This window comes from Pseudomonas sp. Sample_23 (assembly GCF_004307595.1).
Lineage (GTDB): Bacteria > Pseudomonadota > Gammaproteobacteria > Pseudomonadales > Pseudomonadaceae > Aquipseudomonas > Aquipseudomonas atacamensis.
Map to the genome: position 1 here is coordinate 86,186 of NZ_RCNX01000059.1, position 23,959 is coordinate 110,144.

Annotated in this window: 22 protein-coding genes; 6 read left to right on the forward strand and 16 right to left on the reverse strand. The window is 54.1% G+C overall.

Going from position 1 to position 23,959, the window contains the following annotated elements; all coding sequences use genetic code 11:
* Positions 1 to 16 precede the first annotated feature (16 nt).
* Complete coding sequence (locus D8U82_RS16045) at positions 17 to 235, reverse strand: hypothetical protein (protein WP_130887838.1); 219 nt, start codon at positions 233 to 235, stop codon at positions 17 to 19.
* Between the two features lie 57 nt (positions 236 to 292).
* The gene (locus tag D8U82_RS16050) at positions 293 to 535 is read right to left on the reverse strand and encodes a DUF6555 family protein (protein WP_130887837.1); all 243 of its coding nucleotides are present in this window, start codon (positions 533 to 535) and stop codon (positions 293 to 295) included.
* A 700-nt stretch (positions 536 to 1,235) separates the two neighbouring features.
* Here D8U82_RS16050 and D8U82_RS16055 point away from each other — a divergent pair.
* Positions 1,236 to 2,513 carry a hypothetical protein gene (locus tag D8U82_RS16055; RefSeq protein WP_130887836.1) on the forward strand — a complete coding sequence of 426 codons (1,278 nt, stop codon included), beginning with the start codon at positions 1,236 to 1,238 and terminating at the stop codon, positions 2,511 to 2,513.
* Between the two features lie 298 nt (positions 2,514 to 2,811).
* Here D8U82_RS16055 and D8U82_RS16060 read toward each other — a convergent pair whose 3' ends face one another.
* From D8U82_RS16060 to D8U82_RS16070, 3 genes are all read right to left on the reverse strand, one after another.
* A complete protein-coding gene (locus tag D8U82_RS16060) occupies positions 2,812 to 4,062 on the reverse strand; it encodes a hypothetical protein (protein WP_130887835.1) in 1,251 nt (416 codons plus the stop codon).
* Between the two features lie 160 nt (positions 4,063 to 4,222).
* Positions 4,223 to 5,041, reverse strand: a complete 819-nt coding sequence (locus tag D8U82_RS16065; RefSeq protein WP_130887834.1) for a DUF2971 domain-containing protein — start codon at positions 5,039 to 5,041, stop codon at positions 4,223 to 4,225.
* A gap of 1,053 nt (positions 5,042 to 6,094) precedes the next feature.
* The gene (locus D8U82_RS16070; RefSeq protein ID WP_130887833.1) at positions 6,095 to 7,225 is read right to left on the reverse strand and encodes a glycerate kinase; all 1,131 of its coding nucleotides are present in this window, start codon (positions 7,223 to 7,225) and stop codon (positions 6,095 to 6,097) included.
* Between the two features lie 345 nt (positions 7,226 to 7,570).
* Here D8U82_RS16070 and eno point away from each other — a divergent pair, with 345 nt between their 5' ends.
* On the forward strand, positions 7,571 to 8,860 hold the full coding sequence (gene eno, locus D8U82_RS16075) for a phosphopyruvate hydratase (RefSeq protein ID WP_093101787.1): 1,290 nt from the start codon (positions 7,571 to 7,573) through the stop codon (positions 8,858 to 8,860).
* Positions 8,861 to 8,952: 92 nt separating this feature from the next.
* On the opposite strand, the gene D8U82_RS16080 is transcribed toward eno, so the two are convergent.
* The 3 genes from D8U82_RS16080 to D8U82_RS16090 form a co-directional block, all read right to left on the reverse strand.
* Positions 8,953 to 10,050, reverse strand: a complete 1,098-nt coding sequence (locus D8U82_RS16080) for a sugar diacid recognition domain-containing protein (RefSeq protein WP_093101788.1) — start codon at positions 10,048 to 10,050, stop codon at positions 8,953 to 8,955.
* Between the two features lie 137 nt (positions 10,051 to 10,187).
* Entirely contained in the window at positions 10,188 to 11,543 is a 1,356-nt protein-coding gene (locus tag D8U82_RS16085) for a dicarboxylate/amino acid:cation symporter (protein ID WP_122611016.1), read from the reverse strand.
* Between the two features lie 93 nt (positions 11,544 to 11,636).
* Complete coding sequence (locus tag D8U82_RS16090; protein ID WP_093101790.1) at positions 11,637 to 12,692, reverse strand: tartrate dehydrogenase; 1,056 nt, start codon at positions 12,690 to 12,692, stop codon at positions 11,637 to 11,639.
* Positions 12,693 to 13,090: 398 nt separating this feature from the next.
* Here D8U82_RS16090 and D8U82_RS16095 point away from each other — a divergent pair, with 398 nt between their 5' ends.
* Positions 13,091 to 14,002, forward strand: coding sequence for a LysR family transcriptional regulator (locus tag D8U82_RS16095; protein WP_093101791.1), 912 nt, complete (start codon positions 13,091 to 13,093; stop codon positions 14,000 to 14,002).
* 667 nt (positions 14,003 to 14,669) lie between these two features.
* Here the strand turns inward: D8U82_RS16095 and D8U82_RS16100 are convergent.
* Together D8U82_RS16100 and D8U82_RS16105 are read right to left on the reverse strand one after the other, a co-directional pair.
* Entirely contained in the window at positions 14,670 to 15,080 is a 411-nt protein-coding gene (locus D8U82_RS16100) for a VOC family protein (RefSeq protein WP_093101792.1), read from the reverse strand.
* A 152-nt stretch (positions 15,081 to 15,232) separates the two neighbouring features.
* Positions 15,233 to 15,973, reverse strand: coding sequence for an SDR family oxidoreductase (locus D8U82_RS16105; protein ID WP_093101793.1), 741 nt, complete (start codon positions 15,971 to 15,973; stop codon positions 15,233 to 15,235).
* A 155-nt stretch (positions 15,974 to 16,128) separates the two neighbouring features.
* Between D8U82_RS16105 and D8U82_RS16110 the strand changes: the two genes are divergently transcribed.
* Positions 16,129 to 16,731 carry a TetR/AcrR family transcriptional regulator gene (locus D8U82_RS16110; protein ID WP_093101794.1) on the forward strand — a complete coding sequence of 201 codons (603 nt, stop codon included), beginning with the start codon at positions 16,129 to 16,131 and terminating at the stop codon, positions 16,729 to 16,731.
* 31 nt (positions 16,732 to 16,762) lie between these two features.
* On the opposite strand, the gene D8U82_RS16115 is transcribed toward D8U82_RS16110, so the two are convergent.
* From D8U82_RS16115 to D8U82_RS16125, 3 genes are read right to left on the reverse strand one after another with little or no spacing between them, the layout of a single operon-like run.
* Positions 16,763 to 17,740 carry a saccharopine dehydrogenase NADP-binding domain-containing protein gene (locus tag D8U82_RS16115; RefSeq protein WP_093101795.1) on the reverse strand — a complete coding sequence of 326 codons (978 nt, stop codon included), beginning with the start codon at positions 17,738 to 17,740 and terminating at the stop codon, positions 16,763 to 16,765.
* On the reverse strand, positions 17,737 to 18,138 hold the full coding sequence (locus tag D8U82_RS16120) for a VOC family protein (RefSeq protein WP_093101796.1): 402 nt from the start codon (positions 18,136 to 18,138) through the stop codon (positions 17,737 to 17,739). The genes D8U82_RS16115 and D8U82_RS16120 overlap by 4 nt, the downstream gene beginning before the upstream one ends.
* A 19-nt stretch (positions 18,139 to 18,157) precedes the next feature.
* Positions 18,158 to 18,901: an SDR family oxidoreductase gene (locus D8U82_RS16125; RefSeq protein WP_093106733.1), complete on the reverse strand. Its 744-nt coding sequence runs from the start codon at positions 18,899 to 18,901 to the stop codon at positions 18,158 to 18,160.
* Positions 18,902 to 19,039: 138 nt separating this feature from the next.
* Here D8U82_RS16125 and D8U82_RS16130 point away from each other — a divergent pair, with 138 nt between their 5' ends.
* Entirely contained in the window at positions 19,040 to 19,966 is a 927-nt protein-coding gene (locus D8U82_RS16130; protein WP_093101797.1) for an AraC family transcriptional regulator, read from the forward strand.
* Positions 19,967 to 20,404: 438 nt separating this feature from the next.
* Here D8U82_RS16130 and D8U82_RS16135 read toward each other — a convergent pair whose 3' ends face one another.
* The 3 genes from D8U82_RS16135 to D8U82_RS16145 all read right to left on the reverse strand — a co-directional run bounded on the left by D8U82_RS16135 (position 20,405) and on the right by D8U82_RS16145 (position 23,208).
* A complete protein-coding gene (locus tag D8U82_RS16135) occupies positions 20,405 to 21,403 on the reverse strand; it encodes a zinc-binding dehydrogenase (protein ID WP_093101798.1) in 999 nt (332 codons plus the stop codon).
* Between the two features lie 113 nt (positions 21,404 to 21,516).
* Positions 21,517 to 22,488, reverse strand: a complete 972-nt coding sequence (locus tag D8U82_RS16140; protein ID WP_093101799.1) for an alpha/beta hydrolase — start codon at positions 22,486 to 22,488, stop codon at positions 21,517 to 21,519.
* A 75-nt stretch (positions 22,489 to 22,563) separates the two neighbouring features.
* Positions 22,564 to 23,208, reverse strand: a complete 645-nt coding sequence (locus tag D8U82_RS16145) for a glutathione S-transferase (RefSeq protein WP_093101800.1) — start codon at positions 23,206 to 23,208, stop codon at positions 22,564 to 22,566.
* Between the two features lie 125 nt (positions 23,209 to 23,333).
* On the opposite strand from D8U82_RS16145, the gene D8U82_RS16150 reads away from it, so the two are divergent.
* Positions 23,334 to 23,870, forward strand: coding sequence for a TetR/AcrR family transcriptional regulator (locus D8U82_RS16150; protein ID WP_093101801.1), 537 nt, complete (start codon positions 23,334 to 23,336; stop codon positions 23,868 to 23,870).
* Positions 23,871 to 23,959: the final 89 nt, after the last annotated feature.

The window sequence follows — 23,959 nt, forward strand, 5'->3', positions numbered from 1 at the left end:
CGAAAGCGGCAATTTTTTAGCACTGTCTTAAACGCATGATCGCTTCGGTGATCGCGTTAGCATTTGCGTCTAGCGTTTCCAAAGCCACGATGGCGTTATCAGCAACGTCATCTGCACCCGCTCCCGAGATCCACTGAGTGATCTCCTCTATTGCGGCGCCCAGCGCATGCTGGTTGTGCAGCAGCAATGTGAGCGCGTCGGCTGTAATGACATGGGGGTCTGTCTTCCTTGGCATCTGTATCTTCCTTAAGATTTAGCGCTGGTCTGAGTTAATCGATCCTATTCCATGACCTTAGTCCCAGGCCAGCGACACGGATGCGCGCCATTGCACATTCGTCACACCGAAACGTTCGGCCATAGGCTTGGAAAAACGTTTCAACGAGGCACGGCCTGGCTTGGGAATAGGCGCAAGACCAGCGTCACAGCTCGCCCACTGCCATGCCTCCGCATTGTTCATCAGCTTCGCTCTGATGACGAAACTCTTTGGTTCCCCGTGGAGTTGGTAATCAATGACATACATATCGGACTGAGTCACGAGACCTCCTTTGATGATGATCAAGTGATGTCGGGCGCTCCCAAAAATTCAAAGTGTTTGGTCAGACATTAGATAACGCCCTACCTACGTTATTCCTGGGCGGCAGATGGAGCATGCGCGAAGGTCAACCGCTTGCAGCCTATTATCGGCCGCTCACTGGTCAGTAGTGGAAGTACAACGTCACGGTCAATCAAGATGGAAGGCACAAGAGTCCGCACCAAAATAGCGCATCTGTCCCAAATCTGTCCCATATGGCCATTTTTCCGATGCCAAAAACCACAAACCCCCGACTTTCTCTAGGAAAATCAGGGGTTTGTGTTTACTGAATGTGGCGGTGAAGGAGAGATTCGAACTCCAACCCCCTAACGACTGCCAATATTCATTGCGTTTCTTGGCAATGGCCGCTTTCGGCCAATAGCGGACATCCGGGAACTACTGCTTCCGGCCAGAAACGGCCATTCACCATAAAGTCGTTTCTACACATTGGCCGGACCTATCCTTAGCAAGGGATTTGCATACGCAGCAAGTCCTTGGCGGGGCTGCGGTGATAGTCAAACGCCGTTGCTCTCAGTAGAGAATGCCAATAATATCTGCGACCAGACCAGCAAAAGCTTCGAATGCATTTTCTCAAAGCTAAAAAAATATATAGCGGATAGAAATTGTGCACTTGTCATCTAACAGATAATAAATAAGGAAAAAAATGCTCAGCGATCTGGATGAGTTAATATTGAGTTGCGAGGACCCTCGCTCGCGCCTATATATCGAAGAAGCCGTAAAATGTTATAAGGCAGGTGCGTATCGCTCGTCAGTGGTAGCTTGTTGGATCGCAGTTGCTTTCGATTTGGTGGACAAAATAAGAGAGCTATCAGCTTCCGGAGATAAGGAGGCCCAAGTTGAAATTGCGAGATTTGAGACTATACAGAAAACTCACAACCTTCCGGGAGCCTTAGCTTTTGAAAAAGAACTTCCATTGATGGCGAAGGACAAGTTCGAGCTAATCTCTCCTATTGAATATCTAGATATTGTTCGCTTGGTAGAGGATCGCAATAGATGTGCTCATCCCTCACAGGTTTCTGACAACCAAGTATTCTCCGCGTCGGCGGAACTGGCAAGATTGCATATATTCAACTCTGTAAATTCCATACTTTCCAGACCTGCATCGCAAGGAAAGGTAGCACTGGCGCGAGTTTTGAGTGATGTAGATTCTAAATTTTTCCCGAGCAATCTAGAAGACGTTGTTACGTTATTCGAGGCCGGGCCTTTGAAACGGCCAAGAGAGTCTCTCTACAACAATTTACTAAAAGTTTTTGTAAAAACCGCCTTTGGGGGAGAAGAATCCGCAAAATTTAATAAGTGCGTACTTGCTTTATCGGCAATTAAAATTATCCACCCTAACTTGTGGGAAAGATTCTTCGAAGATTGCGTCAGACAAACAGTTGAACGCATGCGCACGGAAGAGGAAATATCCGGCGCAGTGATAATCGTAGCACGGCTCGCCAAATTGGGTTTATGGAGTGCCCTTCCCAAGGCGGAGCAGTTAAGGATTTTGACATTTATACAAAACGCACCACAGAAATTATTTGTTGATTTAGATTGGTTTTTTTTACTAGACGCTCTCCCACCCGAATTAATTGCCGCAGCAGAAAAAAGAATTAGGTTTGCAACATTTGACGAGCTGGAAAAAGTTGATTGGCTTGTCACTCCTTCAGCGATGTTGGATCGGCTAATTACCATATATTCAACCTCTCGTAGCTTTGCTGAAGCAAATACATATGGTCGAACCATCAGGCAAGTTATGCAGGAAGTCGACCCTACCTACAAACAAGCCAATGAAATTGTTAGGATGGCATCAGCAAATGACCAGATTAAGCACAGCAATGAGTTGGCCAGTGTTCTGCGAGCGTTGGAGTCTGTTGAGGGTGGAAGCGTCGCAGTAGAGCAACTGATGCTAGATCATGGTTTAAATATTAATCTTTGATTTTTATTAGAGGAGGAATATTTAGGTTCTCTTGCCCCAATTGTAATTTCTTTACCAGCGTCATGCGCGGGTCGCTCTCAGGTACTTTTCGCGTCGATGCCTCCTTCTGAATCGTATTCAGTCGATCGCCGTAGTCAATCGGATGCTCGCAATCGACCACCAACGGCCAAAAGGAGCCAGTTGAAGGCGTCTAGAAATCTATGGGCGACTCAGCATGTTCATAAGTTATATATAGTGTTTATGATTAGTCGAGTAATAGATGAATAATGTCGGCCGAATGATGCGATACATATTTAGCTTATCCAGGGCTAATAAATAATATAGCTTTATCTATAAGATCTCGCTGTCGTATCAACTCTTCTATCGAGGCTGACGAGTCTAAAAATTTATTAGCATCTTGCAATCCAGAAAAATTGCCCACTTCAGCCAAGTGAAAAATAACCGCCTGCCGAAAGAATTTTTGTATTTGGAAGCAATGAGGGGATGGATCGTCGATAGACTGCCCCATATGTACATTTCGATTACGGTAGTCTTTTACATGCTCTAATATTTGTCGATGATACTCACGTTCTCCATAAAGGTAAGAGCAACGCGCAACGACTAAATCCGTATTATTTTCACCTGGAGCCATTACTGACTCCAAAGCAGCCCACCCCCGTTGAACAGAGGAGTTTTTATCAGTCTCGTCAAAGGCACGCACAAATCTTATGATGGCGTCTTTGATAATGTGCGCATCCTTATGATGCTTGAGTTTATCTGTTACAAACCTGAAGAAATTTATCGATTGGGTTTTTTTTCCAGCTGTCAGATTTAATGATCTTCGCTCAGTATAGTTAGAGTCGTACCAAAAAATATTGCTATCACTTAGACTGCCATCCTTGTTGTGTAGCGTGTGCATTCCCCCTAAAGTCAACTTATTGATAGGCGCTCTTCGAATTGCCTGCATCGAGATGGCAATCTCAAACGCAGGGTTTATATCTAGACAAAATACTCCCCTTATGAAATCCAGTTCATGTAGCGCATGCTCTACACCATCCATATGATTTTTCGACCTGAATCTTACAACAACAGGACAATAACTATCTGGTAGAGATGGAGATTCAAAATTCCAACGAGCGTTATATGCTTCTCGAGTTTTATATTTTTTTGGAAGCCCGCCTGGGTAACATTCCAGAGTCGTATCACCGAGCACTATCCTTCGCAGTGGAAAGCCCGTGGCTATCGATATCGAAGTTACTAACACGTACTCCTTCGGCACCTGCTTATTATAAGATAACACCTCTGTCTTTAATGCTTTCAAAAAATCATCAGCTAATTTGCTCCCAGATTTCACCCATGAGTTCAAGGCTCGGTTATAAAATCGCTTAGCGGTGTGATAACTAAATGTTTTATGAAAATCAATCATCGTAAAAAGAACGGAACCAAGCTCATGCATTTCGAAGCCATTGAAAGACACTTTACCTTCGGCGTCGATAGATGAGCAGGCCTTTAGGCGATCTAGGATGATTTGCGGCTTCAGTTTTTTGTTGGCCTTCCATTCAACTTTCATATCCACTCCTCAAATCCAACCATATTCTAACTCTGCTTACATCGCCCTGAACGCCCCGGGTATCCGAGATACATCCAAGGTCCCCTTTTGGCCGAAAGAAGCCTGCTATGCCGGGCGGGCATGAAAATACATGGGTCGAGGGTGCAGTTTTGGTGGCCGATTAAGTGCCTGCTGTCCCCAGTAATCCTAGCCGCTTTGCTTCCAGATGTGACATGTATTTTACCGGCTGAAATTCAACTAAGAAGTTAGACTTGCTACGACAACCTTGCCAGAGCTGGACGTGTTCATTTTGTCCTGCGAGAACTAACGCGATAATCTCAATCGCAGTGAGGGGCATGTCTGGGCCGAAGTAGATGCCGGTGAGTGCTTCGGAAGGATATCGATACGCCGTGCCGGCTTGACTATGAATAGCGCGCCACTCGTGCTCATAAGCCCAATCAATCGCTTTGGTACAATATAGATCGGAGACAGGGTCGGAATCTTCACCGCACAGGATCGGAACGATGTCGAGAATGGGCATGTCTTGTGTATAGTGAACCTTCTTAATCTTGTGAAATGGATCGGCCAAGGTTGAAAACTCCAGGCAGAAACCTTTGCAATGATCCCCGTAGTGGGACCACATCAATAAGTTGTCCTTCTTCTCTGAAAAGCAGCTGACCCCACGTTGTGACAGAAATCTTTTGATCATGTCATCTAAGGTTTCCTGTCCTATGCGAAGGAGCACATCCCTAAGCACAGCAGGAGATGCTTTTTCGAACTCTCGCCGAATGCCACTTTCGATTTTGGGTTTCGCTAAGTAATGGCTTCGCAATTTCTCAACATCGGCGTCAGTTGGCTTCTTGATGCGCGGTGAAAGCGCGCAGTCGTAAGGGTCGTTGAAAGCGAGCGGGGAGCCGAAATAGATTAATTGGTCCTTCAGGTTCTGAAGCGACTGTGCGGTAAAGCGTTCGTACTTGTAGAGGTGCAGCGGCGATGACATGGGTTCAGATTCCTAGAAAAACATGACGCTACTGTTTCGCCATCAGTCTGTCCACTGTCCGTTGCTGGCCGTCAATGATCGCTTGCGAACGTCGGTTTTTGGCCGGAAGCTGACTTGTCATCAGCGTCCGCTTTTGGCCGTTAGCGGCCGTACCGATCGACGTTTGCACACAAGCAAAGCGGAATACTTAGGGCCATAACCCATTGAATTACTTGCTTTAGACATGGACTTGAAAACCGTCGACTGTAACAGGTCCATGAGTTCGAATCCCATCGCCTCCGCCATCTTATGTACCGACAAAGCCCTGAATATTCAGGGCGTTGTCGTTTTTTGGAATCATGATTTGGAGTTATCGCTATCTGAATCATTTCCGCATCTTTTCGATCATTTCCGCAACCCTCCCTCGTCCCGTTCTGATATCGCTGGTTCACCTTCAACACATAGGGTCTGCCTTCAACAGGAGCTTACGGCCAAAAGCAGCATTCGTGAGTAACCGTTTTCGGCCCAAAGCGGTCGTTGGCGAAAGGCAGCAAAGGGCCAAAACCAGTCATTCGTGAGTGGCCCCTTTCGAACCATTGCAGCCTCTCAGGCTCCGCAAAGGTCGGCCAAAGCGGCACATAACCAGGAATCGCTTTGGGGCCGATACTCGAACTGTAGGAATGGGGCCGAACGATGAGCGACCCGAGATGTGGTTCGTCATCAGCGTCTTCGCACGACCGTAAAAAAGTAGAAATGGTGTGAGCTCACCTCAAGCGCATCCTGGCGTTGGATCACTACAAACCACACAGCATGAGGCGTGAGCGATGAGTTTACACAGGCCGCCGCAGGTGCAGAAACTGCAACGGCTGACTTAATTGCATCTAAGGCCGTAGACACAGGATAGGCGCACATGCACTAGCAATTAACCTGAAACTAATCCGTTAAAAAGCAGCAAAGATCACCGCAGGACTGAGAAACTTTTCAATGTGGCGAGTAGGTGCCCCGCAGGTGGTAGTAACTGAGCTCAGGCGTGGGACGGTTCACCCCTCTCAGTTGCCTGCAGGCCGCAAATAGCTATTCAAGCCGCCAGAGACGAGCAATATCCCGCGCCCGTTCGCGCAATAGTCGAGGTGCTTGCTGGCACGCATCGGCGAGGCTCATGGGGCCTGACACCAATGCGAAAGCAGCGTTGACGCCGTGTTCATACAGCGCCTCGTAGCGCTCACCGAGCGTGCCGGCAAGAATCACTACAGGTACGCCTTGCTCACGGGCAATACGCGCTACCCCCATGGGGGTTTTGCCGCGCAACGTTTGACCGTCACAACGGCCTTCGCCGGTGATGACTAGGTCTGCACCCTTGATCTTATCGGCAAGCCCGACCAATTTTGCCACCACTTCTACGCCCGGTCGAAAACCGGCCCCCAGGAACGCTTTCGCGGCAAACCCCATGCCTCCGGCTGCCCCGGCGCCCGGAATGTCGCGAACATCCTGCGCAAGCACGACAGCGCAACAATCGGCAAAATGGGTCAATGCCTGATCCAGCTGTTCGATCTGCTCGCTGCTTGCCCCCTTCTGCCGACCAAAGGTAAATGAAGCGCCGTGGGCACCGCACAAGGGGTTATCGACATCAGCCGCCACTTCGAAACGGGTACTATGCAGACGGGGATCCATCTCACTCAAATCGATACTACACAATCCAGAAAGAGCCAAGCCACCTGGCGTCAGCTCCCTTCCACCTTCATCTTGGAAGCGCGCGCCCAAGGCATTGAGCATACCCGCACCGCCGTCGTTGGTCGCGCTACCACCGATGGTCAAGATGATTGTTTCGGCCCCGGCATTCAGAGCATCAAGGATCAGTTGCCCAGTGCCATAGCTGGAGCTGAGACATGCGTCACGTTGCTCCAAGGCCACCAGTTGCAGGCCGCTCGCCTCGGCCATTTCAATGACCGCGGTTCGCGTCTGCGCAAGCCATCCCCAACGGGCGCTGACCCCGACACCCAAAGGCCCTCTAACCTCGGCGTGACGACACTCACCGTGCAGGGCCGCCAGAATCGCCTCCATGGTTCCCTCGCCGCCATCGGCCATCGGGCATTGCACCAATTCAGCGTTAGGCAGCACCTCAGCCAGCCCCAGCGCAATGGCTTGTGCAACGCCATCGGCGCTTAGGCTGTCCTTGAATGAATCAGGTGCTATGACGACTTTCATGAGCGCTCTCCGGCGATAGGTGATGCCTCATGCTGACATCAGCGAACCGCTTAGGCTCCAGCTCCAGGCACAAGCAAAGGCAAGCGCTTTTGTTCGCGCGCCTAAAGGATTCGCCCGAATCTCGGCGTAGGCTTGGTCAGGTAATAGTTGTCCCTCAATATCAAAAAGAGTGACGTCCAATGATTTCGAAGCAGCACCCAGCCGTACAAATGCCGACTCCCCGAGAGTCCATGACTGATTGGCCACGGGATTTCGACGTCCGTGCCTTACGAGCAGAGCAGCAAGAACTGCTCGAAAACGCCAACCAACCGCGCCCTGCAAGCACCACTCAATCGGAGACCCTCCATGACGCCTGAAACCTCTGCCATTGCGCACATTCACGCTCGCGAGATACTCGATTCACGCGGCAACCCGACGATAGAAGCCAGCGTGACACTGGCCAACGGTGTGACCGGTTCCGCCAGTGTGCCCTCTGGCGCATCGACGGGTTCGAGAGAAGCGCTGGAGCTTCGCGATGGTGAGGCTCGCTACCTGGGCAAGGGCGTACTGCGCGCCGTGGAAAACGTCAAGGGCGTGATCAGCGCACGGGTCAAAGGGCTTAGCGCTTTGGACCAGAAGACCGTCGATGAGGCCATGATCAAACTGGACGGCACAGATTCCAAAAGCGCCTTGGGCGCCAATGCGACGCTAGCCGTATCGCTGGCCACCGCACGGGCTGGCGCACAGCATCAGGGCCTGGAGCTGTACGAACACCTGGCCTCCCTGTACGGTCAACCTGGACGGTACGCCTTGCCGATACCGATGATGAACATCATTAACGGCGGCGAACATGCCGATAATAATGTGGACATTCAGGAGTTTATGATTCAGCCGGTTTCAGCCTCATCGTTTCGCGAGGCACTGCGCATGGGTGCCGAGATCTTTCACTCCTTGAAAGCCGTTTTGCGCGTTCAAGGCCTGAGTACCTCGGTCGGCGACGAAGGCGGATTTGCCCCTTCGCTGCCCTCCAACGAAGCCGCTTTGTTGGTCATCCAAGAAGCCGTGGAGCGAGCAGGCTATGTGCTGGGACAGGACGTTACTCTAGCGCTCGACTGCGCAGCCTCCGAATTCTTCGAGGACGGTTTCTACCATCTGCAGGGTGAAGATCGTCGATTCGACTCCGAAGACTTTTCCCGTTACTTGAGCTCACTCTGTGAGCGCTACCCCATCACTTCTATCGAAGACGGCATGGACGAAAGTGACTGGGACGGCTGGAAAAAACTGACCGCCCAGCTTGGCGAACATGTGCAACTGGTAGGCGACGATCTGTTCGTCACCAACACGCGCATCCTCAAGGAAGGGATAGATCGAGGGATTGCCAACTCGGTGCTGATCAAATACAACCAGATCGGCACCTTGACCGAAACCCTGGCCGCCATTCGCATGGCTCAAGCGGCGGGCTACAAAGCGGTCATCTCACACCGCTCCGGGGAAACGGAGGATACCTTCATTGCCGACCTCGCCGTCGCCACGCGGGCCGGACAGATCAAGACCGGATCGTTGTGCCGGTCGGACCGAGTGAGCAAATACAATCGTCTACTGCGAATAGAAGAAGCATTGGGCGCCTTCGCGGTTTACGGCGCAGGTACTCGCTAAACCTATGCCGAGTGCTGATATCGGCGAACCGTTTAGCCTCCAACCTCAGGCGCTGATGCAAGTCTGCGCCTGTTTACGCTGAACATCGAGGCTCAACCGTCAGACATCAGTTGCACACCCAGGTACAAAACAACCACGTCATCTAGCTTGTTCAAATCCATTTCGGTGATCTCTGAAATCCTATCCATCCGATAACGCAGGGTGTTTCGATGCAAGCCTAGGGCATCTGCACAGGTTTGGATTTGCCCACTGTGCTCACACCAGCTTCGCAACGTTTGCATCAACTGACCATTGCTGTCCTTGGCACGCACCTTGTTGACGACGGCCAGTAGTTCCTCGACCACATACTCTTCTCGATGAGCCCATAACATTGCCGGCAGACGCAAGCGCGTCAGCAGCAAAAGCCGCTGCGTCTTCAAAACGGCACGACCATAGGCCGCTAGCGCCGTCACATGCGCGCAGACTTTGCGTAGCCGCTCCATGCCCTGGACAGGCACTCCGATGGCCACACGAACAGGCGTCCAGCCTTGGCTCTGCATTTTTTGCAGGTACTTGTGAGGATCGACCCCGCTGACGGCGGGGCAGCACCACAGGACCGTATTAGGCGACGGACTCAGACACCAACTGTCCGGAACCCGCCCCAGCAACCATTCACTCACCATCGCTGCGACCTGGTTAGACGCGAACTCAATCAAAAGTGGCGTGCGCGTGAGCTGGTGTTTGAGCCCTAGCTGCTGCGCTTCGTCCAACAAGCGAGGAGAGTTTCCCGCATCCCCCAAGAGCAAGGCCAGCAAGTCGTCGCTGCGCTGCTTGCGCCATTGCGACTGCACTTCGCGGTGCCGTTGCGAAACTAGCATTTCAGCGGTCATGCGCAGCAATTCTGCGTAAGTACGCAGCGTATGCGGATCGCCGGTAAGGCCCAGCACGCCAATCAAGCGTTCATCGTGCATGAGGGGCACATTGATACCTGGCTGGACCCCTTTGAGGCAGGGAGACGACTGCACATCGATTTCCACCACGCGCTGGTTCGCCAGAACTAGCTGGGCACCCTCATGACGGGTGTTTATCCGCTCGGGCTCGCCACTGCCCATAATCAAGCCCTGGCAGTCCATCACATTGACATTGAAAGGAAGGATGAGCATTGCTCGATCGACGATGTCCTGCGCAAGCACATGATCCAACTCAAACATTGTTTTTACCTTTGAAAATGACTCGTCACGCAACCGGCGCAGCTATCTGATTTCAAATTGAAGGTCACCTAAAAAGAAAACGTCGACTCCGGGAAGGAGCCGACGTTGAGCCAGCCCAAACTTCTGATTGCAGAAGCTTAGACCTTCAAAGCAGGCGCCAGGCCCACCTGTTGAGAGCCGTTGCTATGAGCGTCATGGGACGCGGATTGGCTGGCGACAGGGGGCGTCACTTCATCAGGCTCCGGCTGACCGTTGAGTGCACGATTCATCTTCGCCGTATCCAGTGCTCCTACCCACTTGGCAATCGCCATGGTGCCGACGCCGTTGCCAATGGTGTTGGTGATGGCACGCGCTTCAGACATGAAACGGTCGACACCCAACAACAGCACCATGCCAGCGACCGGAATGGTTCCCAGCGAAGCCAGGGTGGCCGCCAGAATGATAAAACCCGAACCTGTCACCCCGGCCGATCCCTTGGAGGTGAACATCAGCACGGCCAGCACGATCAATTGGTCCATCAAGGTCAATGGTGTGTTGGTGGCCTGGGCAATGAAGATGGCTGCAATGGTGTAGTAGATCGCCTGCCCATCCGGGTTGAACGTCAGGCTCGCCGGAATCACCATGCCAGCAACCGGCTTGGAAACCCCTGCCTTCTCCATCTTGGAAATCATCTGCGGTAGTACCGACTCCGATGAACTGGTGCCCAGCACAGTGAACAACTCTTCCTTAATAAACCGCAGGAACTTCCACAGGCTGAAACCACTCATGCGGCAGATGGGACCGAGCACGAAGATCACAAACACGATGCAGGTGAGGTAGACACAGGCCATCAGCTTGCCCAGCGAGAACAGCGAGCCGAAGCCGTATTTGCCGATGGTGAAGGCAATCGCGCCGAATGCGCCAATGGGGGCCAAGCGCATGATCATGTTGACCATTCGGAACATGCCCTGCATCAGGCTATCAAGCGTGTCGACGAAGAATTTTGCGCGGGGGCCAACCTGTGCCAGGGCGACGCCCAGCAGCACCGAGAACAATAGGATCTGCAGTACATTGCCTTTGGCAAAGGCATCGACAATGGTGTTCGGGATGATGTTCATCACGAAATCCATGAACGTCGTGTGCTTCGCTGCGGTGGTATAGGTATCCAGGCTTGAAGCGTCCAGCGTCGCGACGTCGATGTTCATGCCTGCGCCGGGCTTGAACACGTCCACCACCACCAGACCAACCACCAGTGCTAGGGTCGACACCACCTCGAAGTAGATCAGTGCGCGCATACCGACACGCCCTAACTCCTTCATGTTTTCCATCTTGGCGATGCCCGTTACCACCGTGAGGAAAATCACCGGTGCAAGGAGCATCTTGATCAGTTTGATGAACGCGTCGCCCAAGGGCTTCAGTGCTTCACCGGTTTCAGGAACCGCTACACCCACGATGGCACCGAGGATCACGGCTAGCAAAACTTGAACGTAGAGCTTTCCCAGAATTCTTTTCATGACGGGGCCCTGATTTTTTATTGTTGTCAGGAAATGCCAAGGGCTGGATCAATGACCCCTCCCTTGGCGGTATGCCGTAGTTATTACTATGAATTAGCGGCCAATCAGCTTGATTACAGCGTCGGTGATCTGCCGAGTGGTCGCTGTACCGCCTAAATCAGGCGTGTGCAAACCGCTTTCGGTAACAGCTTCGATGGCGGACATCAGTTCCTTGGCGGCCGCAGCCTCGCCCAGATGCTCGAGCATCATGGCCGCAGTCCAGAAGGTTGCGATCGGGTTGGCGACGCCTTTACCGGTGATGTCGAAGGCGGAACCGTGGATCGGCTCGAACATCGACGGGAACTGGCGCGAAGGATTTAGATTGGCAGTCGGTGCAATACCCAGGCTACCTGACAAGGCGGCGGCGAGGTCGGAAAGGATATCGGCGTGCAGGTTGGTCGCCACGATCACATCCAGAGTGGATGGCTTAAGCACCATGCGTGTGGTAACGGCATCGACCAGTTCTTTGTCGATCTTCACATCAGGGAAGTCCTTGGCCACCTCGTAGAAGATCTCATCCCACAACACCATGCCATGGCGCTGGGCGTTGGACTTAGTGACCATAGTCAAGTGCTTGCGCGGACGGCTCTGGGCCAACTGGAAAGCAAAACGGTGGATACGCTCAACACCGGCACGGGTGAACACAGAGACTTCAGTGGCCACTTCTTCTGGCAAGCCACGGTGTACGCGTCCGCCGTTGCCCGAGTACTCACCTTCAGAGTTTTCACGCACCACGACCCAGTCGATCTGATCACCATTGTGCAGCGGGCTTTTAACGCCAGGAAGCACGCGGGCAGGACGTACGTTTGCGTACTGGTCAAAGCCTTGGCAAATAGGCAGACGCAGTCCCCACAAAGAAATGTGGTCAGGAACGTTCAGCGCACCTACGGCACCGAAGAAAATCGCATCGAAAGTCTTGAGTTCTTCCAGGCCACCTTCCGGAATGTAGTAGCCATTTTTCAAGTAGTTATCCGAGTTCCAGTCGAAGTCCTTGAAGGTAATTTCAAAGCCGACTTTCTTGGACAGCGCCTTGAGGACTTCAACCCCGGCAGCAATAACTTCAATGCCGATACCGTCTCCAGGAACCGAAGCAATTTTGTACGCATTCATTTGGGAACACCTTTGTAAGTTTTGTTTTGCCCGTCAAACGGAGTCGTTCGATCAGGGTGTGTTCCGAGTATAAGTATTGAATCGGAAGGCGTGAGTTACTTTAAATCACTACATAATTTACTTTAGGTTATGAATCCTTCGCCTTTTTTGAGCCGTAAACCACTCGAGACCAAGCCTTCAGGTAAACAACCGGGCCGTGCGGATTTGAAAAGGTGATTACGGTTCAAGGTGGCTCGCCCCCGAAGCAAGCGCAGCACTGACGGAAACCAGAGCACCTTCACCTAAAGCTCCTGCTTTTGCAGGTTGAAAATGCTATTCAGACAAGCCATGGGCAGGATATATGTATTGATGATGCTTCAATCAAACTTATACGCCCCATACACGACTTTGAGCGATGAATGAGCCAGACCTTAGACCTGTCGTTTTTTTACCTGCTGGCCAACCAAGGCAGCCTTGCCGCCACGGCTCGCGAGCTGGGGGTCACCCCTCCGGCAGTGAGCAAACGTCTATCGGCGCTGGAAGCCAGGCTGGGCATTCGTTTAATCAATCGCACCACCCGCTCAATGAGCCTGACCACAGAGGGTGAGCTTTACTTCTCCCACGCGGCGCGAATCCTGACGCAGATCCATGAGGTCGAGCAGATGGTCAGCAGCAGTCGGGCAACTCCCAAAGGGTTGATTCGGGTCAACGCATCGCTCGGCTTTGGTCGCCGCTATATCGGGCCGGCGTTGGCGGCCTTTTACAGCCGGTATCCTGAGGTTGAAATACAACTGGAGATCAGCGACCACCCACTGGATCTCACGACCCATGGGTTTGACCTGAGCATCCGTTTCGGCACACTGCCAGATGCAGCATTCCATGCTCGCAAAATCGCATCCAACCGTCGGTTGCTCTGTGCCTCTCCCCTCTACCTGCAGAAGCACGGCACACCTGAGCGACTGGCAGATTTGCAGCAGCACAACTGCATTTTCATCAGGCAAAACGAGACGCCTTATGGCGTATGGAGTTTCGCAGCAGGGAGCCGTACTCAAAACATCAAAGTGCATGGCGCCCTGGGTTGCAACGACGGCGAGGTGGCTTTGAATTGGGCGTTGGAGGGTTACGGCATTCTGATGCGAGCAGAGTGGGACATCGCCCGATATGTCCGAAGCGGCCGCTTGCAGTTGATCCTTGAAGATCAGACGCCTACCCGCGCGGATGTCTATGCAGTTTACCCGCAGCAACTGCAGCTATCTGCACGGGTTCGCACCCTGATCGACTTTCTGGTCGAGCGCTTTGCTCATATCGACCATTTGAGCGAAGCCGAATGAGCTCATTGACTTACAATCCGATGGACCGCAAACAGCGCAAGCAAAGCGCCACGGGGCCAGACTAATGCCAGAGGCATGTAAAACTTGCCGGAATACGTGATCTTGGAAGGGGCATGATTCACTGCCGCTCAGCGGCTTGCCTCAGCTTTCGGCAGAGGAACTGCCCACAGGGGTCAATTAAGGAGCCGAAGTGATCGGGTTCCTCTTCCCCGCGTGCAGCCAGTTCAATATCGCTACCAACGGGACGGTGCCGCAGCAGGAATTTCGCGTCGTACAGTATCTCCCCGGTAGCAGTTTAACTCTTGTTGTTTTTGTCGCCCCGACAGGGGATGTCGTGTAGAAGTCAAGCATCGAATGCCCCCAGCCTCGATTGGAGGCTAGCTCATCATAGTGCGGCCACGACTGTCAGCTTTTGGCCGGAAGCTGGCGGTCACGAGCGGCAGCTAACGGCCAGGAGCAGCCACAGCAACAGGCCAGAGGAGGAGCCTCATTACAGCCGTGCCACGAGACATCTTGAGTTGGCGCTGCTATCGGTTATAAGAATTGCTCCATAGCTAAACAGGAACACATTCAATTCTGGGAAAACCTCCATTGGCTAACAGCTCGATGCGGTTGAAAAGCTGACGAAGAATGCCACCTGACAGATACCTAATGAGAGCCCAGGCACCTAAGGCGTCAGTTGGCAAACACACTCCAGATTAACTCCGTCAGGGCCCAGTACATAGGCTGCGTAATAATCGGAGTGGTACTGAGGCCTGATGCCTGGTGCGCCATTGTCCTGTCCGCCAACGGCGATGGCAGCCGCATGGAATGCGTCGACGGCCCCATGACTCTGCGCCATCAGCGCGATATGAGCCCCGTAGCTGGGAACTGGTGCATCGTGCAGCCACAGGAACGGCTTGCCTGCGGAGCCGAACCCAAGTCTGCGAGGCGTCGAATGCGGATGGTCCGTCTCGATGCTCATTAGCAATGTGATCCCTAACGGCTCGAGCGACCGCTCGTAAAAGGCGCGAGCGCGCAAAATGTCCGAGACACCAATGCCCACATGATCGATTACTGATCCAGCAAACTTACTCATTTGGTAACTCCTTGCATCCCCGATTCACTCGGCAGGATGGTTGCACTCGTCAGCTATAAGCGAATGATATTCCCGTTGCGGATTGCCCGTTAAGGCATTGTCGTCGTTCAGCGGAAGGTAAGCATTTGGCGAGACGACCGATCCATGGGCGTTCAAACCTGAGAAGCTCCACCGTCGGCGAACAGCTCGGCACCATTGACATAGCTCGACGCCTCGCTCGCCAGAAAGAGCGCAGCTTGGCCGATCTCGTGTGCCTGGCCGATCCGGCCGAGGGTGCTCTTCTCATTTAGCAAATCGATTACCTGTGGCGCGTTTTCACCAAGCACGGCCCGTAGGGACGGGGTGTCCACCGGCCCGGGGCTGAGTAAGTTAATGCGTACACCCGATCCTTTGATGTCGAGAATCCAGCTCCTCACCAACGCGCGTAGTGCGGCCTTGGTTGCTCCGTACACGCTCATACCAGGTCCAGGGTTGATCGAAGAAGTCGAGCCGATAATGACAACGCTGCTCCCCTCGCTCATCAGCGGTAACGCCCCCTGAACCGTAAAGGTGGTGCCTTTGACGTTGGTCGCGAACACCCGATCGAAGCCCGCGTCGGTGATTGCACCTAGAGGCTCGATTTCACCCATCCCGGCGTTAGCGATCAATACATCGATACGACCGTGGACCGCACCGATATGCTTGAACAGTTCCCCTAGGGAGGCTGGGTCCGAGATATTAGTCCGCACCGCAGAAACATTCCCACCGAGGCGACTTGCTGCTTCGTCTAGCTGAGGCTGGCGGCGCCCGGTAATGATCAGATCCGCACCCTGGCTGACGAATGCTTCGGCGATTGCGAAGCCGAGGCCCGAAGAACCGCCAGTAACCAGCACGACCTTGTTTCTGAATTGCATGGGATGAACCTCAACTGTCGTATATGTAGTGAACACTACATAGGAAGAACGTCCTCTGCAAATTATTTAGTGAGTACTAAATAAAAGGAGCAACCGAAGCGTTTGAACTTGCATGTAGCGATCGCTACAGTGGCGTATTACCTAGAGAAATAGCCATGAACGAAAAACCCAGACAGCGCCGTTCCGCCTTTGACCGGGAGCAAGGGATAGCCATCGCACAAGCACTGTTTCACCAGCGTGGATACGACGCTGTCAGCCTGACCGACCTGACCGAGGCAATGAATATCAAGCCGCCGAGCTTTTACGCAGCCTATGGAAGCAAGGCCGAACTGTTCGAACGAGCAATGCATCGCTATGCCGCAGAAAACGCGCTGCCAATGGACAGACTGCTGGCACCGGATCGACCTCCCGCCGAAGCGCTAACCTCGCTGCTGATTGCCGCTGCGCAGCAGTACGGGCGAGATAGCGCTTTGCGTGGTTGCCTGATCACCGAAGGCCTGCGTGCGGACGATCCGGTCGCTCGAAACATGGCGGAGAAATTCGGCGACGCTGGAATCCAGGCGATCCGCCGGTATCTGGACCAAGTCTGCCCGGACGCTGCGCAGACCTGGGCTGACTACATCCTGGTCACCCTGCGGGGGCTGTCTGCAGCGGCATGCAGCGGGATGTCCAGCGAGCGCTTGGTGAACGTCGCACGGATTGCCGGCAGGTGGCTTGCCCATGAGTTCGAGGCAGACGACAGCGCAGTGGAATCCTGAGTAAACAACATCTGCACTATCGTCCGATCAATCAGTAATCAGTGATGGTCGTACCGCCGATGCTCTCGGCGAATGAGCCGCCCAGCAGCTTTGCCGGTGTCTCAAAACCCGGTCTTCGCACGCCGTTCAATACTTGGCGTGCCGCCTCCATGGCAGCAATCGGCGTATAGGTGTAACCGTTGACGGTTTCGATCACTGAACGTGCCACAGTGCCGTCAGCGCCAGTTACCTCGGCCACTGCCCGAGCGCGATGAGCTTCGCGCTGTTGCGCGTTCGGCCCCTCGGGAATTTTTGAAAGATCTCCGTCAGGTAATGGATCACCGGAAAAATGTACAAACATTGCAATATTGGGAATGCCGGTGGAGCGCCAGCCGGTGACCAGATCACCGAACGACAAAGGCACGCAAAGCTCCTGGCCGTCGCCAAAATCGAAGTGTCGCGGTTGCGCATCGGGAGTTGAAAGAAGCGCTCCATCAATCCGGGCCAGCAGCCCCGCTCCAACAATTTCGCTAACACTCAGTGCTGACCCACGTGAAATGGAACCCGCGACCTGTAGTGCAATGTTCAACGACTGCGGATATTTCACCCGACGAGCGACATGCACCGCCAGGCAGTCGGTCGGCACTACGTCCCAACCGACGCCAGGTAGGAGCATGACCCCTGCCCCTGCCGCCTCATCGCCCAATTGCTCGGCCAACCGATATACGTTGATCTCGGCCGTGATATCCAGATAATCGACTCCAGCCTTGATACAGAGCCACATCAAGGCGTCAGCTGTCCGCGCGAAGGGGCCGGCAAAGTTCACCAGCAGGCCAATGCCTTCCAGGCATTGTGTCGACGGGGCATGAGGGGAAAACACGCGATAAGGAACGTCCAACTGTGCAGCCAGAGCGCGCAGCTTGTCGTGGCTGCGCCCGGCGATGACAACGTCCAGTCCCTGCGCCACTGCATAGTCGGTCGCCATGCGCCCGACGTAGCCGGTTGCGCCATAAATCATCAATTTTTTCATTGTGCGTGCTGCCAGTTCTTGTAAACGAATTCCAGGCTGTATCCGTCAGGATCCAGAACATTGGCCGCGTAGTAGTTGGGGTCGTAGTGCAGACGCGCCCCCGGTGCGCCTTGATCGACGGCGTCCTGAGCCAACGCTGCCGCATAGGCCGCCGCAACCTGAGCTTTACTGTCTGCGACGAAACCGACATGTACCGCTCGGCCTTCGACTTCACCCTGACGCAGCCAGAAAAACATCCGGCCCTTGGCGCCGAAACCTTTCAGGTCCGGATGCCCAGGCGGACCGTCCTTGCCATCGTAGTCCAAGCGCGCGGTGATACCCAGCGGCGCCAACGTAGCTTCGTAGAAACGGATAGAGCGCTCAATGTCACTCACAGACAGAAAAATATGATCCAGCATGGCAACGTCTCCCGATCGTTCAGATGATGTAGCCGCCCGCGACTTCGATGGTCTGGGCATTGATCCAGGCCCCGTCTTGGGACAGCAACATGGCAATGACGCGGGCCACATCTTCGGGCTCACCGACTCTGCCTAGCGCCGTTTGCTCAGCCAGCATCGCCTCAAACTCATCATTGAGCCCGCCACCTAACTCGGTTCGAATCGCCCCAGGTGAAACCGCATTGACACGTATGCGCCGATCACCGAACTCTTTGGCCATGTAGCGCGTGAGCACTTCCAGTCCACCTTTGAACGCCGCATACGGCGCCACCCCGGAGGTGGCCACGCGTGTAGTAGCGCTGGTCAGATTGACGATGCTGGCGTTCTCCTCCAGTAATGGCAGCAAGGTCTGCGTCAGAAAGAAAGGGCCTTTCAGATGGACTTTGAAAAGACCATCAAACTGAGCCTCGCTGACCGACGCCAGCGGGTTGAACAGGCCATAGCCGGCGTTATTAACTAAACCTGAGAGGGTGCTTGTGCCCCATGTCTCCCGGAGCACTAACAGGATGGCATCGCGGAACCCTTTGAAACTTTCCACATCCGCCACGTCGAGATTAAGCGCAACGCCCTTGCCGCCCGCTCGTTCAATGCGTCGCACCACATCATCCGCATCGTCCGGATGCTGGTTGTAAGTAAGAATGACACCCATACCCCACCGGGCGGCGTGTTCTGCTGCACTCGCACCGATCCCTCGACTGCCTCCGGTAATGACGATAACGCCCATGACGTACTCCTCGACTGCTTGAATGAGCCTCCACATTAAGGGCGCTGGTCACTGCGGACGCAGCCGTTCCTACTCGAAATCTGCCTGTTTCTACTTTTCGCTTGCGTTGCTCCTGCTGTGACATTCAGCATGGCCAGCATGAACGAACAACTTAACGAACTCCGCATCCTCGCCGCCAAGGCCGAAAAACGCCGCACAGAGACGGGCATTCCCCGCGTCGCTATGGTCCAAGGCAAAATCCCCGAGCATATGCTGGCGGCAGTCTATGACCCGATGATCAACTTGATTCTGCAGGGCAGCAAAACCATGACCGTGGGCGACCGCACGCTGCGATACGACCCTGCGACCTATTTCGTCATGTCGATTCAGTTGCCTGCGGTGGGCGCGGTGCACCCTGCGGCAACGGGCGAACCCTATCTGGCCATAAGCCTCACGCTTGATCCCACCGTGTTATCAACCTTGCTGGCTGACCTGCCCAAACCTGTCGGCCGCCATGAAAGCGACCCGGGCTTTTCGGTGGCGGCCGTTACGACCGAATTAATGGACGCATGGGTGCGCATGTTGCGATTGATGGGCAACCCGGAAGCTATCGCAGCCCTGGCGCCTGTTTATGAACGCGAGATACTGTTTCGCGTGCTGCAAGGCCCCCACGGCTGGATGCTGCGAGAGATCGCAGCGCCCGATACCGCCATGGCCAGAGTGAACACAGCCATTCAATGGATCCGTCGAGATTTTGCGCAGCCGATCAGGGTGGAAAGCTTGGCTCAGAAAGCGGCAATGAGCGTCTCGGCCTTCCATCGCCACTTCAAAGCGGTGACGACGTTGAGTCCATTGCAGTATCACAAACGAGTGCGCTTACTTCAGGCGCGGATGCTCATGGTAGCCAGCGGCAGGAGCGTCATGGCGGCAGCTTTCGAGGTGGGCTACGAAAGCCCAACGCAGTTTAGTCGAGACTATACGAAGGTATTTGGGCTTTCACCTGCGAAGGATGCAGGAAGAATTCTCGGAAAAACGAAGGTTCCACAATCTGACGGGGGCAGGAAACTGGCTCCCTTCAAGACTTAGATTTCAGGCTAATGGGGGGGGTTGTAATCGAGCAATTGCTGGCGTTCATGTATAACAGGTTTCGCCTAGAAGCGGCCGTTCGCAAGTGGCCGCTAACGGCCAGAAGCAGCCTATCAGGTCCGCCATCGGTAGACGAACCGCCATAATCGCAACGCTAATATCGGGCCACTCTTAATGAGGACGGCGTGACGCGTGTGCGCAAGACCTTATCCTTTATAGACCTAGAAAGGCTATGTGACCGCACTAATGCATTGATCGTCCCACGCGAGCACCAGTCCGAGCGTCAACATCTTGCATTGCCATTGAAACCGTGATGCCGCATAGCGTCCTCTTCTCGTGAGGACATATTTACTGATGAATGTTTGTCCGCCTGATCAACGCCACAGCCCCCCTACATCATTAATTCGCGAGAAAACTCAGGGAATCGGAGATTCACTCTTAGAGGTTTGGATCCAGCACAATGACGCCTTGCACTTCCCTTCGCTCCAATAAGGCGTGCGCCAGCCCTGCTTCGCTCAGGGGTAACGTCGCGCCGATGACTGGTCTGATCACTCCGCCTGAAACGCCATCAGCGAGGAATTGCAAAGCTTCGCGAATCAAAGTAGGGCGCTGGAAGAACGTCGGCAGGTACATGCCGGTCAAGGTTTGCGCTTTGGCCATCAACCGACGAGGCGCCAATGCCTCGCCTGGCCCCCGCGTGGAGCCTACCACCACACAACGCCCCAGCATGGCGAGACACTCAAAATTCTGATCGAACACTTCGCCGCCGATGGTTTCGAGGATCACATCGACTCCACGCCCCTCGGTCAATTTAAGCACCCGCTCCGGCCACTGGGGAGTGTCGTAGCTAATGGCATAGTCGGCCCCGAGGCTGCGCACGAATGCGCGTCGATTTTCAGTGCTGGCCGTACCGAAAACTGTCTGTGCGCCCATGGCTTTTGCAATCTGCACAGCCAGACTGCCAAGCCCCCCGGCGGCGCCTTGGATCAAAACGCTTTCACCTGACTGTAAATGCGCGCATGTGCGTAGAGCGAGGAACGCAGTCACCCCCTGACAAGGTAAACCCGCCATGGCGACGTCGTTTACCGACTCATCCAGCATTACCAGCATGTCAGCACGGGCAATAGCCTGCTGTGCGTATGCGCCCTTGGGCATCAAGGCCATGACCTTGCGCCCGATAACGGCACGGTCAACGCCCGCTCCTGTTTTTGAAACGCGTCCGACCACCTGAAGTCCGGATACATGCGGCAGCGTGACACCACCAACGCGTGTTTCGGGCCGGTTATACATGCCTAACCGTTCACGAATATCCGGAAAATTCACCCCAATCGCGGAGGTTTCTATCAATACTTCTCCCGGCCGCGGCACGGGCGTTGGCAAGTCGACGTACTCGAGTACTTCGGGGCCGCCGAAGCTACGGAACTGAATCGCTTTCATATTTTGAGATCCTGGATTCTTCGCTCGTCAGATCTGTAGACGCAGGCCTGACTTGGAGCCTAATCGGTCGTGCGGCATGTACTGCCGAGCAAATCGTCAGTGCTTTGTTTCGATTACTTCACCCCATTGAGAAACAGCGTGGCGTGTTTCAAAAATAGATCCGGGTATTGATAGATCGCGCCATGGTTTGAATCCGGGTAGATCACCAACTGGGCGTTGGGCAAACTCTGCTGCAAGGTCACGTCATTAACTGTGTAGAAGACAATGTCATGGCTGCCGGCGACTACCATCGTCGGTTGCTTGATGCCTTTCAGGTAGTCGTTGGCGTTGCCGGCTGGCGCCCCCCAACCAGCGATGGCGGCTGCTTGTGCGGGTGCAGTCTTGCTATCGACATCAACATCGCGATTGACCCTACGTGAGCGCAGACGGGAAAGGAATTCGCGTCCGGCGGCCTGGCTTTCTACGGTCTGGGTAAAGAAAACGTCCAGCAACAGTTCATCCGGTACGGCACGCTTTTTCGCCAGGTAGCCCTGAAATTCCGGCGTCAGCGAGTCCATACCAACTCCACCGCGAGGTGATGAACCGACCAGAATCAGGCGACGGACGAGGTTCGGATGATCAAGCGTCACTTGCTGTGCGATCAGACTGCCCATGGAAAAGCCGAGCAAGTCAGCCTTTTTCACGTTCAGTGCCTGCAGCAGGCCGGAGGCATATTTGGCCATGCCTTCGATGGTGTTCGGTACTTCACCGCTGGAACTGGCGACGCCGGCATTGTCGAAAAGGATAATTTCACGATCACGGGCAAAACCGTCGATGACTTTGGGATCCCAGCTGTCTAGGTTGCCAACGAAATGCTGGAGAAATACCAGTGGCACGGCACTGGGTTTGCCGAAGCGACGATATGCCAGGCGCGCACCCTCGACTTCGATGAACTGGGTCGGAGCGGTTTGATGGGTGTAGCTATGTGCAGCTTTTTTTTCTGCTGGGGTGCTGCTGGCCTGAACAGTCAATGTCGAGCACGCAGTCGTCAGCGCGACGATGGCCAGGGTATGGCGCATCGCCCATCGGATGTTGAAAAGGGTCATATAGAGGAACCTGAAAAAAACGAGTAGGTTTAGGTCCGCCCTGACTGTTTTCCAGTTGGGGCGGAGGAGCAAGGATCAGGCGGGATTTTTTACGCTTGGGCGTTGCTGCACTTTCGCCTGCCATGCCAGGAGCGCGCTGCACTGATTGGGGATGGCAATACTGGCGAAACCGGCGAAGATCAGCCCGGCATACACCGTGATGTCGGCCATGGAAAATTGCTCACCGGCGATGTATGGCTGACTGCGCAAGAGCTGATCGAAGTAGTGCATGCCGGCAACTGCTTTGTCGCGCTGACGGTTGCCCCACTCGATACGACCTTCCCATTCAGGACTCTTGTAGGGCTGCAGCGCGGCACCGAGCCCCGGCGTGGCGTGGTGGAAGTAATAGCCGACCGGATCCGCCAGCTCGGACTCTGCGCGCTTTTGCATCATGTGGATAATGGCCTTTTCCTTCGGCGTCTTGCCGGTGAGAATCGGGTTGCCGTCCAGATTGTCCAGATACTCGGTGATTGCGGTACATTCGCTGATGTTGGTGCCGTCATCCAGTTGCAGCACCGGGACGGTACCCAACGGGTTGATCGTCAGGAACGCGGGTTGCTTGTGTTCCGCAGCAGGCAGGTCGACCTTAATGAACTCTACTTGCGAGCCCAGCCCTTTTTCGGCGAGAACAATACGAATGCGCAGCGGGTTTGGAAAACCAGGGATATCAAAAATCTTCATACGAGCTCCATAACTATCCATCTACCTATCGATAGGTATAAGCTACGGCAAGAACATTTTCACTGTCAACGTCTATCTATCGATAGGGAGATTTATTTGTGACGACGGATACACGAGAAACGATCATGTCGGCTGCCCGAAAGATGGTGCAGACCCGGGGCTACAACGGCTTGAGCTTTCGTGAGCTCGCCAAGGAAGTCGGCATCAAAAGCGCGAGCATCCACTACCACTTCCCTACCAAAGGCGACTTGGGCGCGGCTTTAGCCAAACGTTACACCGAGGATGGGCTTGAATACCTTGCTGGCTTACGGGCCGATTCCGACGACCTGAATGTGTGGATCAAGGGCTACACGGACATCTTTCGCATGGCTTTGGTCAACGACAATCGCATGTGCCTGTGCGGGATCATGTCTGCCGAATACGATGACTTGCCACCAGAGGTAAGGACAGAGGTCGACGGTTTCACCGAACTGAATGTGCGCTGGCTGACGGAAGTGTTGTCGGTTTGCCGGCCACAGCTGAGCCTTGAGGAACGACAGGAACAAGCGCTGGCGATCTATGCGGCTGTGGAGGGAGCTCAATTGATCGCTCGCGGGCGGGCTGACATCAGTGTCTTTGACAGAACAATCGCGACGTATCGCTCGGCAGGCCTATTACCTTAAGTTGCCGCAGTTCTCGACACGCCTTGCCTGTGGAGTCCAGACCAGCAGCGATGGTGTGAGCAATCGCTGCTGGAATCATAATGACGAAC